Source organism: Pseudoxanthomonas sp. X-1 (assembly GCF_020042665.1).
In the GTDB taxonomy this organism is placed as follows: Bacteria; Pseudomonadota; Gammaproteobacteria; order Xanthomonadales; family Xanthomonadaceae; genus Pseudoxanthomonas_A; species Pseudoxanthomonas_A spadix_A.
In genome coordinates this window covers 3,056,240-3,070,443 of sequence record NZ_CP083376.1, presented here as the reverse complement: position 1 = coordinate 3,070,443, position 14,204 = coordinate 3,056,240, and the positions used below count along the sequence as shown (strand labels likewise).

The 14,204-nt window shown below is 72.4% G+C and carries 7 protein-coding genes; 5 read left to right on the top strand and 2 right to left on the bottom strand.

Annotated elements, in window-relative coordinates:
- Positions 1 to 90 precede the first annotated feature (90 nt).
- The gene (locus LAJ50_RS13715) at positions 91 to 966 is read right to left on the bottom strand and encodes an energy transducer TonB (protein WP_138652520.1); all 876 of its coding nucleotides are present in this window, start codon (positions 964 to 966) and stop codon (positions 91 to 93) included.
- An 8-nt stretch (positions 967 to 974) separates the two neighbouring features.
- Positions 975 to 1,925, bottom strand: a complete 951-nt coding sequence (gene gshB, locus LAJ50_RS13710; RefSeq protein ID WP_138652522.1) for a glutathione synthase — start codon at positions 1,923 to 1,925, stop codon at positions 975 to 977.
- Positions 1,926 to 2,121: 196 nt separating this feature from the next.
- On the opposite strand from gshB, the gene pilG reads away from it, so the two are divergent.
- From pilG to LAJ50_RS13685, 5 genes are all read left to right on the top strand, one after another.
- Positions 2,122 to 2,523, top strand: a complete 402-nt coding sequence (pilG, locus tag LAJ50_RS13705; RefSeq protein ID WP_130519276.1) for a twitching motility response regulator PilG — start codon at positions 2,122 to 2,124, stop codon at positions 2,521 to 2,523.
- A gap of 83 nt (positions 2,524 to 2,606) precedes the next feature.
- On the top strand, positions 2,607 to 3,137 hold the full coding sequence (locus LAJ50_RS13700; RefSeq protein ID WP_130550327.1) for a chemotaxis protein CheW: 531 nt from the start codon (positions 2,607 to 2,609) through the stop codon (positions 3,135 to 3,137).
- A 74-nt stretch (positions 3,138 to 3,211) separates the two neighbouring features.
- Positions 3,212 to 5,245: a methyl-accepting chemotaxis protein gene (locus tag LAJ50_RS13695; protein WP_130549728.1), complete on the top strand. Its 2,034-nt coding sequence runs from the start codon at positions 3,212 to 3,214 to the stop codon at positions 5,243 to 5,245.
- Between the two features lie 63 nt (positions 5,246 to 5,308).
- Positions 5,309 to 12,658: an Hpt domain-containing protein gene (locus LAJ50_RS13690; RefSeq protein ID WP_138652524.1), complete on the top strand. Its 7,350-nt coding sequence runs from the start codon at positions 5,309 to 5,311 to the stop codon at positions 12,656 to 12,658.
- The gene (locus LAJ50_RS13685) at positions 12,645 to 14,204 is read left to right on the top strand and encodes a chemotaxis protein CheB (protein WP_138652526.1); all 1,560 of its coding nucleotides are present in this window, start codon (positions 12,645 to 12,647) and stop codon (positions 14,202 to 14,204) included. The genes LAJ50_RS13690 and LAJ50_RS13685 overlap by 14 nt, the downstream gene beginning before the upstream one ends.

The following is a 14,204-nucleotide window of genomic DNA, read 5'->3' as shown; positions in this document are numbered from 1 at the left end:
CGTCGCAGCGCCAGACGTTCGGGAGGGCCGCGCCCGGCCAGTCCACGTGCCCTCGACAGGCACCGCGACATCGGCCCCGTCTTCCGCTGCTTACTGATCGCGCAGCTCGCCCGCCGGCAGGAACACCCAGGTCCGGGTGACGTGCAGGATGTCCACGTGCTCGTCGGTGTCCGGCAGCGGCGGGAAGGGCGCGGCCAGCGTGACCACGCGCAGGGCGGCCGAATCCAGCAGCGGCACGCCGCTGGACTGGATGATCCGGCTCTGCTCGACGGTGCCGTTGCGGCGCACCGCCACCGAGATCACCACCTGCCCGGACAGGCGCTTGCGGCGCGCCTCGTCGGGATAATTGAGGTTGCCCACGCGCTCGGCGCGGTCGACCCAGGCGCGCAGGTAGTTGGCCCAGGCGTACTCCTGGGTGCTGGCCGAGACGAACTTGCGCTTGGGCCGCTTGGCGTACAGGTCCGAGCGCAGGTGGATCTCGGCGGCCAGGCGCGCCATCTCCATGTCGTGCTCGATCTTCTGCTCGCCCGGTGGCAGGTCCGGCCGGTCCGGGCGCGGATGCGCCTCCTGCGGCGGGACGGTGAGCGCCGAATCGGCGGTGGTGACCACCCGGGTCTGTGGCGGTGGCGCGGCATCCGGGGACTGCGCGCGCAGCGGCACCGGCGAGACGCCGGCCTCGGCCTGCGGCACCACGCCGGCCTGGCTTTCCCGCGGCCGCCGCGACTTCTCCGCATCGCCGCCGCCCTGCTGGCTGGCCGCGGCCAGGAAATCCGCCTGCCTGGGCGTCAGCGGCGTGCTGGTCTGGCTGAGGATCACGTCCAGGGTCGGCACCACCGGCGCGTTGTCGTCCAGCGCGAAGCCCAGCCCCAGCAGCACGATGCCGTGGATCAGCACCGACAGCGCCAGGGTGGCGCCGAGCCGGGCGTTCTCGTCGAGCGGGGGCGCGGGCAGCGCGGCGGACGGCATGACGCGGGTCAGGCGGCGAGCCTGCGCTCGATCGCGTCGAACAGCTGGCCGGCGATGTTCAGGCCGAACTGGGCGTCCAGCTCGCGCACGCAGGTCGGGCTGGTGACGTTGACTTCGGTCAGATAGTCGCCGATCACGTCCAGGCCGACGAACAGCATGCCGTGCGCCTTCATCGCCGGGCCGACCTGGCTGGCGATCCAGCGGTCGCGCTCGCTGATCGGGCGGCCCTCGCCGCGGCCGCCGGCGGCCAGGTTGCCGCGGAACTCATCGCCCTGCGGGATGCGCGCCAGGCAGTAGTCGATGACCTCGCCGTCGACCAGCAGCACGCGCTTGTCGCCCGCGCTGATGTCCGGGATGAACCGCTGCGCCAGCGCCAGCTTGCGGCCGCCGTCGGTCAGCGTTTCCAGGATCACGTTGAGGTTGGGATCGCCGGTGCCGGTGCGGAAGATCGAGCGCCCGCCCATGCCGTCCAGCGGCTTGAGCACCGCCTGGCCGTGTTCGTGGACAAAGGCCTTGAGCTCGGCGGCGCTGCGGCTGACGCGCGTGGGCGGGCAGCACTGCGGGAACAGCAGGGCGGCCAGCTTCTCGTTGTAGTCGCGCAGGCCCTGCGGGTTGTTGACCACCAGCGCGCCGGCACGCTGGGCGATCTCCAGCACCTGGGTGTCGTAGACGTATTCCGGATCGACCGGCGGGTCCTTGCGCATCAGCACGACCTGGCCCGGGCCGAACACGGTCTCGGTCTCGGCGCCCAGGCTGAACCAGCCGGCCTTGTCGTCGGCCACGGTCAGCGGCGCGGTGCGCGCCAGCGCCGCCCCGCCGCGCAGCGACAGCCCGCCCGGAATGACGTAATGCAGCCGGTGGCCGCGCCGCTGGGCCTCGAGCAGCATGGCGAAGGTGGTGTCCTTGGCGATCTTGATCGACCCGATGGGGTCCATCACCACGATGACGTCGAGAGGCATGGGGCGTACAGGAAGGGGGTGCGACAGGGTCTTGATGGTAGCAGGCGCCGGCCGCGGCCCATGGTTCTGCAATGGGCGTCACAGAGCGCGCGCCACCGGCTGCGCCGTCTTGACAGGTCGCGTGGACGGGTGGGATATAAGGCGCTTCGCAGCGATGCCGCCGATGAAGCGTCGCGCGCCAGGGGAATGCTCCGCCATGACAGACAACGATAGCCAGGCCGGTGGATTGGACGGCCTGCGGGTGATGGTGATCGACGATTCGAAAACCATCCGGCGCACGGCCGAGACCCTGCTCAAGCGCGAGGGCTGCGAGGTGGTGACCGCCACCGACGGCTTCGAGGCGCTGGCCAAGATCGCCGACCAGCAGCCGCAGATCATCTTCGTGGACATCATGATGCCGCGCCTGGACGGCTATCAGACCTGCGCGCTTATCAAGAACAACCAGGTCTTCAAGAGCACGCCGGTGATCATGCTGTCCTCCAAGGACGGCCTGTTCGACAAGGCGCGCGGCCGCATCGTCGGCTCCGAGCAGTACCTCACCAAACCGTTCACGCGGGAGGAGCTGCTCGAGGCCATCCGCACCCACGTCGCCGCCTGAGCCGCAGGGAACGCCATGGACGCCGTTTCCCATCGCCCCGCCGCCCGCGCCTCCGGCGTCGCACTGTCGCGGGTGCCGGCATGATCCGCACGCCGTTCGACATCCTGGCCGACTACGAGCGCCGCAGCCTGGCCCATGCGGTGGCCCTGCCGCAGGCGCGTGCCGAGGAGGACCAGTGGCGCGGGGTGGCCTACCGGATCGGCTCGCGCCGGCTGGTGTCCAGCTTCGACGAGGTGGTGGAGATCGTGCCGATTCCCCCGGTGACGCCGGTGCCCGGCGCGCAGCCGTGGCTGCTGGGCGTGGGCAATCTGCGCGGCAACCTGTTCCCGGTGATCGACCTGAAGCAGTTCCTGCAGGGCGAACGCACCGTGCTGCATGAGGGCCAGCGCGTGCTGGTGATGCGCCAGGCCGGCGGCGACGTGGCCTTGACCATCGACGAGCTGTACGGGCAGCGCAGCTTCGGCCGCGACCAAGTGACCGCGCCGGGGGCGCTGGCCGACGGCCGGTTCGGGCATTTCGTCTCGCAGGCGTTTTCCAGCGACGGCCAGGATTGGGGGGTGTTCGCGCTGTCGCTGCTGGCGCGGACGCCGGAGTTCCGGCACGCCGCGCAATAGCGGGGCACCGGGCGCGGGCGTCGCCGGGGTGGCGGCGTGCGCGCATTCACTGATGTTTTTTCGGGGATGAAGCAATGAGTACTGCCGCGGAAGCGCCCAAGGCCAGGCTGGGCGGCATGGGAACCACGTTCTGGGCGATCCTGCTGGTGCTGTCGTTCCTGGTGGTGACGGCCAACACGGCCATGTCGACCTACCAGGGCAGCCGCCTGTCCGGCGCCGCCACGGGCGCGGCCGACCTGCAGGTGCTGTCCCAGCAGCTGGCCAACCAGGCCAACGAGGCGGTCGGCGGCAACGCGCCGGCCTACGCCGCGTTCAAGAACACCCGCGCCCAGATCAACAAGACGCTGGCCGGGCTGCAGGAGCGCTTCGGCCAGGAGCCGGGCGTGCAGGGCGCGCTGCAGCAGCTGCTGACGACCTGGAAGCCGCTGGACGCCAGCGCCGGCCAGATCGTCAATGCCGAGCCGGCGGTGCTGGCGCTGGCCGGCAACGCCAACCGCTTCGGCGCGCAGGTGCCGCAGCTGCAGGCGCAGCTCAACGAGGTGGTGCGCGCCATGTCCGCCAGCGGCGCGCCGTCCTCGCAGGTCTACAGCGCGCTGCAGCAGGTGGTGGTGGCCGGCCGCATGGCCCGCAACGTCACCGAAATGCGCGCCGGCGGCAGCACCGCGACCATGGCCGGCGACGCGCTGGCGCGCGATGCGCTGCTGTTCGGCCAGGTGATCGAGGGCCTGCGCAACGGCAACGAGGAACTGGGCATCGCGCCGCTGCGCGTGCCGGCGGCGGTGCAGGCGCTGGAGCAGTCGCAGACACTGTGGACCGGCATGAAGCGCGACCTGGACGCGATCCTGGGCAGCGCGCGCAGCCTGTTCGCCGCGCAGTCCTCGGCCGCGGCGATCACCGACGGCTCGGGCAAGATGCTGGAGGACAGCAAGAAGCTGTTCGACGCGTTCTCCGCGTTCGGCTCGGTGCGCGACACGCGCGTGTTCCCCAATCTCTGGTACACCATCGTCGGCGGCGCGATCCTGGTGCTGTCGCTGATCGCGCTGCTCTACAGCCTCTACGCCGGGCGCCAGCGCGAACAGGAACTCCGCTACCAGACCCAGGTCGAGTACAACAGCCGCAACCAGCAGGCGATCATGCGGCTGCTGGACGAAATCTCCTCGCTGGGCGAGGGCGACCTGACGGTCAAGGCCTCGGTCACCGAGGACATGACCGGCGCCATCGCCGACGCGATCAACTATGCGGTCGACGAGCTGCGCAACCTGGTGACCACGATCAACGACACCTCGGTGCAGGTAGCCGCCTCGACCCAGGAAACCCAGGCCACCGCGCTGCAGCTGGCCGAAGCGGCCAACCACCAGGCCGAGCAGATCACCACCGCCTCGGACCGCATCAACGAGATCGCCGTGAGCATCGAGGAGGTCTCGCGCAACTCCTCCGATTCGGCCGAGGTGGCGCAGCGCTCGGTGCTGATCGCCACCGAGGGCGCGGGCGTGGTGCGCGAGACCATCCGCGGCATGGACCAGATCCGCGACCAGATCCAGGAGACCTCCAAGCGCATCAAGCGCCTGGGCGAGTCCTCGCAGGAGATCGGCTCGGTGGTGGAACTGATCAACGACATCTCCGAGCAGACCAACATCCTGGCGCTCAACGCGGCGGTGCAGGCGGCCTCCGCCGGCGAGGCCGGACGCGGTTTCGCGGTGGTGGCCGACGAAGTGCAGCGCCTGGCCGAACGCACCTCGGGCGCGACCAAGCGCATCGAGTCGCTGGTCCAGGCGATCCAGGCCGACACCAACGAGGCGGTCAGCTCGATGGAGCAGACGACCTCCGAAGTGGTCTCCGGCGCGCGTCTGGCCGAGGACGCCGGCACCGCGCTGGGCGAGATCGAGCGCGTGTCCAGCGACCTGAACGAGCTGATCAAGAACATCTCCGCCGCCGCCCAGCAGCAGTCGACCGCGGCCCTGGACATCACCCAGACCATGGGCGTGATCCGCCGCATCACCCTGCAGACCTCGCAGGGCGCCGGGCAGACCGCCGAATCGATCGGACACCTGACCCAGCTGGCATCCGATTTGCGTCGCTCCGTGGCCGACTTCAAGCTGCCGGGCTGAGGACATTGAACGCATGAGCAGCATCGTCCACAACCCGGCCAACCCCGGCATGCGGGGCCTGCGATGAGCGCGCTGCGGGAGGCGATGAGCCACGCCGTGCTCGGCTGGGTCAAGCCCGAGCTGGATCAGACCCTGCGTCTGGTGCGCGGGGAGATCGAGTCCTTCGCCGAGCATCCGGAGGATGTCTCGCGCATGCACGTGTGCGTGGGCTATCTGCACCAGGTGCAGGGCACCCTGCACATGGTCGAACTGTATGCGCCGGCGATGGTCGCCGAGGAGCTGGAGAAGCTCGCCCAGGCCCTGCAGGACGGCCAGGTCGCCGATCCGGCCGAGGGCTGCGCGACCCTGATGCGCGGCACCGTGCTGCTGCCCGATTACCTGGAACGCCTGCAGAGCGGCCATCGCGACATTCCGATCGTGCTACTGCCTCTGCTGAACGAGATCCGCGCCGCGCGCGGCGAGCCCGGCCTGAGCGAGAGCGTGCTGTTCGCCCCGGATCTCAGCCGCCCGCTGCCGCAGGACGTGCCGGCCACCGAGCCGCTGCCGTCCGGCACCCGCGAGGCCCGCTTCGCCCAGGCGGGCGAGCATCTCGAACGCATCTTCGCCGGCTGGCCGCAGGACGCCGCGCCGACCGACGCCAGCGCCCTGGCCGCGGCCCTGATGCCGCTGCAGCGTCTGGCCGAGCACACCGCGGCCCGACGCATGCTGTGGGTGGCCAGCAGCGTGGCCGAGGCCCTGCGCGACGGCGCGCTGCGCCCGAGCCCGGCCCTGCACCAGGGCTTCGCCGCGGTCCTGCGCGCGGTGCGGCAGCTGCGCCAGGGCCTGGTACCCGGGGCGGCGCCGGGGCAGGAGCCCACGCGCCTGCTGCTCTACCAGGTCGCGCAGACCGACGCGCGCCATCCGGCGCTGGAAGACCTGCGCCGCGCCTTCGACCTGTCCGCCGCCTCGCCCAGCCAGGCCGAGATCGAACACGCCCGCAGCAGCCTGAGCGGGCGCAACCGCGCGCTGCTGGACACCGTCGGCGGCGTGGTCAAGGAAGAGCTGATGCGGGTCAAGGACGCGCTGGACCTGCAGCTGCGCACCGGCGCGGACATCGCCGACCTGGCGCCGCAGGTGGCGCAGCTGGGCAGCGTCGGCGACACGCTGGGCATGATGGGCCTGGGCCTGGCGCGCAACGTGGTGCTGCAGCAGCGCGACTCGCTGGCCGAACTGGTCCAGGGCCGGCGCACGCCGGACGAGAGCGCGCTGCTGGATATCGCCGGCGCGCTGCTGTACGTCGACGCCTCCTTGGACGACCAGGTCGCGCACCTGGGCGACGCCGGCGGCGCGCCGGACGCGCAGGCGGCCGAATCGCGACGCACGGTCGAGGCGCTGGCCGGCGAGGCGATGCGCAATTTCGCCGAGGCGCGGCAGCAGTTCGTGGCCTTCATCGAGACCGGGTGGGACCATGCGCAGCTGGACGCGATGCCGCGCCTGCTGGCCGAGGTCGCCGGCGCGCTGCGCATGCTCGAGCTGGACGAACCGTCCGATTACGTCGAAGGCGTGCGCCGCTACATAGGCACCGAACTGATCCAGCGCCGGCGCGTGCCGGGCGGGGCGCAGCTGGACACGCTGGCCGACGCGATGGCCAGCCTGGAGTACTACCTGGAAGCGCTGCGCGAGCATCGCCCCAACCGCGAGGAGATCCTCGGCATCACCCGCTCCAGCCTGGAAGCGCTGCGCTACTGGCCGCTGCCGGCGCCCGCGGCCGCAGTGGGCCCGGCACAGGAGGCCATGCCAGCGCAGGAAGGGGCAGGCGCGCAGGGCGCCGCCGCTCCGCTCGCGCAAACGCCGTCCGGCCAGGCGGATGACCTGACGCAGGGTGTGGTCGAAGCAGGGTTCGCGGGCGCGCCGCTGGAGATCGAGCGCGCGCCGACGCTGCCGGACTTCGAGCCTCAGGCCAGCGACGCCTCCGCATTCGACCCGGTGGCCAGCGAGTTCGAGGGCCACCAGGCCACGCCTGTGGAAGTCATCGATACGGAACTGCACCAGGCGCTCGAGCGCCCCGACGCGCTGCCGGCGTTCGAGCCGCAGGCCAGCGATGCCTCGGCGTTCGATCCGGTGGCCAGCGAATTCGACATCGCACCCACCGATGCGACGGACGAGGAGGTGCGGTTCCCGCCGTCCGATGGGGAACTGGAGACGGAGGCACGCGACGATCGCGCGCCTGCCGGGGCCGACCTCGACGCGTCGGCGTTCGATTCCGACGATGACGCCTTTGCCGCGGAGCGCGCCGGACAAGCCGACGAGCGCTTGCTCGAACACGATCACACGGCGGTCGAGTCGCTGCGGCCCGATCCGGAGCTGGAAGCGCAGCTGCCCTCGGTCAGCCAGCCGGCGTTCGCCTACGAACCCGATACGGCCGCGTCCGCCCAATCGCCAGTGACGCCTGCGCCCGAACAGCCCGCCGCGTCTCCGGCCTCCGCGCTCCAGCAGCACGCCCCCGCGCAGTCCGCGGACGCGCCCGCGCTGGCCGCCGGCTTCGAGGTGTCCGGCCACGACATCGACGACGAGATCCGCGACGTGTTCCTGGAGGAATTCGACGAGGAGATCGGCAACCTGCGCCAGCTGCTGCCGCTGTGGCTGGCCAAGCCCGAGGACCTGGAGCGCCTGCGCCCGATCCGGCGCGTGTTCCATACGCTCAAGGGCAGCGGTCGCCTGGTCGGCGCGCGCCTGCTCGGCGAGTTCTCGTGGAAGATCGAGAACATGCTCAACCGCGTGCTGGACGGCTCGCGCCCCCCCAGTCCGGCCGTGCAGACGCTGCTGCAGCAGGCGACCGACACGCTGCCCCAGCTGGATGAGGCCCTGCGCGGCCGCGCCGGCGTGCAGGCCGACCTGGCCGGGATCGAGGCGATCGCCGAGCGACTGGCCGCCGGCGAGGAGGCCTGGTACGCCGCCGCCCCCGCCAGCGAAACCCCCGTGGCAGTCGCCGCGCAGGACGAGAGCGAAGCGGCCCCGCCCGCGGCCTCGAGCGACGGCACGCCCGCCACCGTGGACAGCGTGCTGCGCGAGATCCTGGAGACCGAGGTCGCCAACCACCTGCAGGTGGTCGATGCCTGGCTGGCGCAGGCGCGCAACGCCCAGTCCGCCGCGGCGAGCGAGCCGCTGCTGCGCGCCTTCCACACCATCAACGGCGCCTTCGCGATGGCCGATGTGCCGGAGATCATCGAGGTCACCGGCCGCGCCGAGCAGTACATCAAGCGCCTGCTGGCCAACCAGGTCCAGGCCGATCCGGCCGGCGTGGAAGGCCTGGCCTCGGCCGCCGCGGCCGTGCGTGCCACCATCGTCGCGTTGCAGGGCCCGCAACCGCGCATCCCGCAGTTCATGGTGCTGCGTGCGCTGCTCGAAGAGCTGCGCGATGGCCTGCCCGCGGCCCAGCGCCTGTCCTCGACCGCGGTGGAGGACCACGGCCAGTCCACCTATGCGACGCTGGCGCCCGCCGGCGTCCTCAAGCCGGAGGTGCCGGGCGATCTCGAACTCACCGGCGCCATGGACCTGTCGCGCTTCGTCGACGGGCACGTGGAATTCGTGCCGACGCTGGACGCCTTCGAACCGCCGGCGCCGCACGCGCCGCCGGTCGACGATGGGCATGCGACCTGGTTCGACCTGCGCCTGGACTACCAGGCCGAGCGTCCGGTCAGGGCGATGGCCGAGCCGCCGGTACCGACGTTCGAAGCGCCGCTGCCGCCGGAGCTGGCCGCCTTCGACACCGGCGCGCCGCCGGCCGAAGGCGAGGCCGACGACGTCTCGCTGGAGGCCCATGCCGAGCGCGACGTGGGGATCGATCCGGACCTGCTCACCCTCGAGGATCTGCCGGACACCGCCGACGATGCCGATGTGCAGGCGCTGGCCGACGCGGACGACCTAAGCGAGGAGGAGCGGGCAGAGCTGGAGGCCCTCGACCACGTACCGGCCGATGGCGATGTCGCGCTGACCGAGCCGGAAGCGGCGAGCGAGGCCATGGCCTGGTACGAACACGCGCAGGCGTCGGAACCGGCGGCGTCGGTGGAACCCGATGCCGGCGAGCCGCCGGTCGCCGAGGTCAGCGAGGTGGTGCAGGCTGGGCCGGTGGCGCTGGAAGCCGCGGCCGAGACCGCCGAAGACGCGCCGCTGGAGATCGCGCCCGTGGACGTGCAGCCCGAGTCGCCGGCTGAGACCGCTGCGCAGGACGACTACGCGCCCGAGGCCCTGTTCGCCGAAGGCCAGGCCGAGGACATCGAGGCCCTGGACGGCGCCGCCGGACACGGCGCGTCGCACGACGTCGCCCATGCGCCTGCGACGGCGGCATCCGCGGCTGACGATGCCGCGCAGTCGCTGGATTTCAGCGTGCTCGACCGCGATCTGGTCGACATCTTCGTCGAGGAAGGCAACGACCTGCTCGACCATTCCGACGGGCTGCTGGCGCGCCTGCGCCAGGCGCCGGACGACCGCAGCCTGGTGATCGGACTGCAGCGCGACCTGCACACCATCAAGGGCGGCGCGCGCATGGCCGGCATCGAGCCGATCGGCGACCTTGGCCACGCGATCGAATCGCTGCTGGAGCAGGTCGCCGAACACCGCGCCGACGTGGACCGCGGCGTGATCGGGCTGCTGGAGCGTGGTTTCGATGCGCTGCACGGCATGCTCGAACGCACCGCCGCCTACCGCATCGCCGCCGCGCAGCCGGAGTTGGTGGCCGAGTTCGACGCCCGTGCTCGTGGCGAGGTGGTCACGGATGCGCGCGCGGCCGAGGTCGCGCCATTCGAGTCGCCGGTGGGCGGAGAACCGCGGATCGAGGACGTGTCCTTCGACGACGTCGCACCGCTCCAGGCCGCGACGCCCGAAGCAACCGCGCCCGATCATGCGCCGCTTCCGATCGACGCGACGCCTGCCGCCGACGCCGAGGCGGCGCGCGCGCAGCACCAGGACGACGGCGCCGGCGAATCGGCGGCCGATCGGGAAGGCGAGGCGTTCGGGTTCGGCCTCGCGCCCGAGGACCAAGGCGCGCTGCCGGCCGAGCCGGCCGAGATGCTGGAGGCGGCCGACGAAGCGCTGCCGGACAGCCAGGATGCCGAGGCCTTCGGGTTCGCGCTCGAGGACGATGCCGGCCAGGCGCCACAGGATCCGGCAGCGACCAGCGTCCGTTCCGACGACGCGCCGCCGCCGGTCCGGGCGCGCGAGAGCGAAGCCGAAACGCCGCCCCCGGCAAAGGACGAGGCGCCCGCAGAGCCGTCGCCTGCGCCCACGTCCGATTACCTGGACGCCGACCTGCTGGCCGCGCTGGATGTGGCGCTGGGCACGTCCTACGCCAACGCCATCCGTCAGGCGCAGGCCGAGCGTGCGGCGAGTCCTTCGACTGAACCGGCCAGTGACGCGGCCTTCGTCGATGCCGCCCCGTTCGCGGCGGCGCCGGCCGATGCCGCGCCCGAGCCGCCGCCTGCTTCCACCGAACCGGTCGCCGAATCGCCGGCGCCGGCGGCCATGCCGGCGCTGCTGCCGCAGCCGATTCCAGAGCTGCCGCCGCTGTCGGCGCCGCTGGACCTGCATGGCCAGGGCGAGGACGAACAGACCTCGCCGGGCAGCGGCCAGGAGCAGGTGCGGGTGCGCGCCGACCTGCTCGACCAGCTCGTCAACCACGCCGGCGAGGTCGCGATCTACCGCGCCCGCCTGGAACAGCAGATGGGCGCCTTCCGCGCGGCCATGGCCGAGCTGGACCGCACCAATACCCGTCTGCACGACCAGCTGCGCCGCCTGGACCTGGAGACCGAGGCGCAGATCGTCGCCCGCTACCAGCGCGAGCAGGACACGCGCGAAACCGCGTTCGACCCGCTGGAGCTGGACCGCTTCTCCACCCTGCAGCAGCTGTCGCGCGCGCTGGCCGAATCGGCCGCCGACATCAGCGGCCTGCAGAGCGTGTTGGACGAACTGGCGCGGCAGAACGACAGCCTGCTCGGCCAGCAGTCGCGGGTGAGCTCGGAGCTGCAGGACGGCCTGATGCGCGCACGCATGGTGCCTTTCGAAGGCAGCGTGCCGCGCCTGCGCCGGGTGCTGCGCCAGGCCGCGGCCGACACCGGCAAGCAGGCCCAGCTGCAGCTGGAGGGCGCGCACGGCGAGCTGGACCGCAACGTGCTCGAACGCATGACCGCGCCGCTGGAACACCTGCTGCGCAACGCCGTGGCCCACGGCCTGGAGTCGCCGCAGGCGCGCCGCGCGGCGGGCAAGCCGGAGGAAGGCACGGTGCGCGTGGTGCTGCGCCGCGAGGGTTCGGAAATGGTGCTGCAGGTGGCCGACGACGGCGCCGGCATCGACCATGCCGCGATCCGCCGTCGCGCCGAACTGCGCGGGATGCTGCAGCCCGGGGCCGAGATCGCCGATGTGGATCTGGAGCGGCTGATCCTGGAACCGGGCTTCTCCACCGCCGAGGAAGTCAGCCAGCTGGCCGGGCGCGGCGTGGGCATGGACGTGGTCCACAACGAGGTGCGCCAGCTCGGCGGCTCGCTGGAGATCGACTCGACCCGTGGCCAGGGCACGCGCTTCACCCTGCGCCTGCCGCAGACCCTGGCGGTGACCCAGGCGGTGTTCGTGCAGATCGGCGAGACCCAGTTCGCCGTGCCGGTCGCGGCGGTGGGCGGCGTGGGCCGGATCAGCCGCGATCGCTACGAATCGGGCAGCGGCAGCTACGTCTACGGTGGCGAGGAGTACGCCCTGCACGATCTGGGCACGCTGGTCGGCCAGGCCCCGGCCCGGGCCGAGGGCCAGCCGCAGGTGCCGCTGCTGCTGGTGCGCGCCGGCGAACTGCGCGCCGCCGTGGCGGTGGACCAGGTGCTGGGCAACCGCGAGATCGTGGTCAAGCCGGTGGGCCCGCAGATCGGGTCGATCCCGGGCATCTACGGCGCCACCATCACCGGCGACGGCAGCGTGGTGGTGATCCTGGACGCCGCGCCGCTGGTGCGCCGTTACATCGCCCAGCCGGTCTCGGCCGTGCCGGCCTCGGCCCAGGTCGAGCAGCGCCACGTGCCGCTGGTGATGGTGGTCGACGATTCGCTGACCATGCGCAAGGTCACCGGGCGCGTGCTGGAGCGGCACAACTTCGAGGTCGCCACCGCGCGCGACGGCATCGAGGCGCTGGAGCGGCTGGAGGAGCGCGTGCCCGATCTGATGCTGCTGGACATCGAGATGCCGCGCATGGACGGCTACGAGCTGGCCACCGCCATGCGCGCCGACCCGCGCTTCGCCGGCGTGCCGATCGTGATGATCACCTCGCGTACCGGCGACAAGCACCGCCAGCGCGCGCTGGAGATCGGCGTGCAGCGCTACATGGGCAAGCCGTACCAGGAGCTGGATCTGATGCGCAACGTCTACGACCTGCTGGGGATCGCCCGTGTCCGCGACTGAGCCCGCCTTGCCCGCGCCGCGCGTGGTGCTGCTGGCGCGTCCGGGCGCCGCCCGCGAGCAGCTGCGCGGCGCGCTGCTCGGCGCCGGCGCGCAGATCGCGCTGGAAGACGATCCCAACAGCCTGGATGCCGACACCCTGGCCGCCAGCCGCCCGCAGGCGGTGCTGGTGGCGCTGGAGCCGGCCATCGAGGACGCGCTGGCGCGGCTGGACCCGGTGCTGTCCGATCCGGACCTGACCGTGATCTACGACGAGGCCGCGCTGGCCAGCGCCCGCGAGGGCTGGGACGCGCAGCGCTGGGCCCGGCACCTGAACGCGAAACTGCACGGGCACCGCGACGTGCTGCCGCCTGGTGCCGAGATCGAGCCGCCGCAGGCGCCCGAACCCGGGCGGCCGCCGGCGCCGGCGCAGCTGCACGAGGACGCGCCGCTGGACCCGCACTTGGACGAGGCGGCCGGGCAGGCCGTCTCGCTGCCGGTCGATGCCGGCTTCGACGCGCCGGCGCCCGCGCTCGAGACCGGCGGCGACGCACACGACAGTCTGGATACGGCGAGCTCGCCACGGTGGTCCGCGCCCCTGACCCTGGAGGACGCGCCCGAGCCCGTGCAGCCGCCCGCCGTGCCGAGCGAGGCCACGCTGCCGCCGCTGGAATTCGAGGACGAAGGCGCCAGCGCGCAGCCGGCCGACGCCTTCGTCATCGACCTGGAAAACTGGGCACCGCCTGAAGCGCCCGAGCGCCAGGCGCTGGTGGACACGCCCGTGCTCGAGCCGCAGGCCCCGGCCGCACCCGCCGTAGAAGCGCCACCGGTCGCGCACGAACCGCCGGCGCCGCCGCCGCGGCCGCGGCCTTCGTTCGGCACGCTGTCGCTGGTCGAGGATTTCCAGGTCACGGTGCCGGACAAGCGCGCGCCCTCCGAGCCGCCACCGCTGCCCCCGGGTTTCGGCGATCTCAACCTGGAACTCGAGGCGCTGGACCCCGCGCACGGCGTCGCGGCCGATTCGCTGCCGGGCAGCGAGGCGGTGCCCGGCGCGGTGCTGCTGTTCGCCGGCATCGGCGGGCCCGATGCGGTACGTCGGGTGCTGGCCGAACTGCCGCCCACCCTGGAGCAGCCGGTGCTGGTGCACCTGCGCCTGGACGGCGGCCGCTACGACAACCTGCTGCGGCAGATCGAGCGGGTGTCGCCGCTGCCGGTGACCCTGCCGGTGGCCGGCGCGGTCGCCCGCGCCGGCGTGGTCTACGTGGTCCCCGACGACCTGTCGGCGCGGGCGCGCGGCGGCAAGGTGGAGTTCGTCGCCGAGCCGACCGATGTCACGGCGCTGCTGGGCGGCCTGCCGCCGCATCGCACCGCCGTGCTGCTGCTCAGCGGCGCGGCCCCGGCCCACGCCGAGCCCGCGCTGATGCTGGCAGCGCGCGGGGGCCTAGTCGGTGGCCAGTCGCTGCAGGGCTGCTACGACTGGGCGGCCTCGCGCGCACTGGAAGCCGGAGGCGGCGAGACCGCGGCCCCGGAGGAACTGGCCCACCGCGTCGCACAACATCTGGGAGTCTGA

Coding starts and splice junctions, on each gene's coding strand:
- LAJ50_RS13695 (WP_130549728.1), top strand. CDS start 3,212: ATGAGTACTGCCGCGGAAGCGCCCAAGGCCAGGCTGGGCGGCATGGGA.
- LAJ50_RS13690 (WP_138652524.1), top strand. CDS start 5,309: ATGAGCGCGCTGCGGGAGGCGATGAGCCACGCCGTGCTCGGCTGGGTC.
- LAJ50_RS13715 (WP_138652520.1), bottom strand. CDS start 966: ATGCCGTCCGCCGCGCTGCCCGCGCCCCCGCTCGACGAGAACGCCCGG.
- pilG (WP_130519276.1), top strand. CDS start 2,122: ATGACAGACAACGATAGCCAGGCCGGTGGATTGGACGGCCTGCGGGTG.
- gshB (WP_138652522.1), bottom strand. CDS start 1,925: ATGCCTCTCGACGTCATCGTGGTGATGGACCCCATCGGGTCGATCAAG.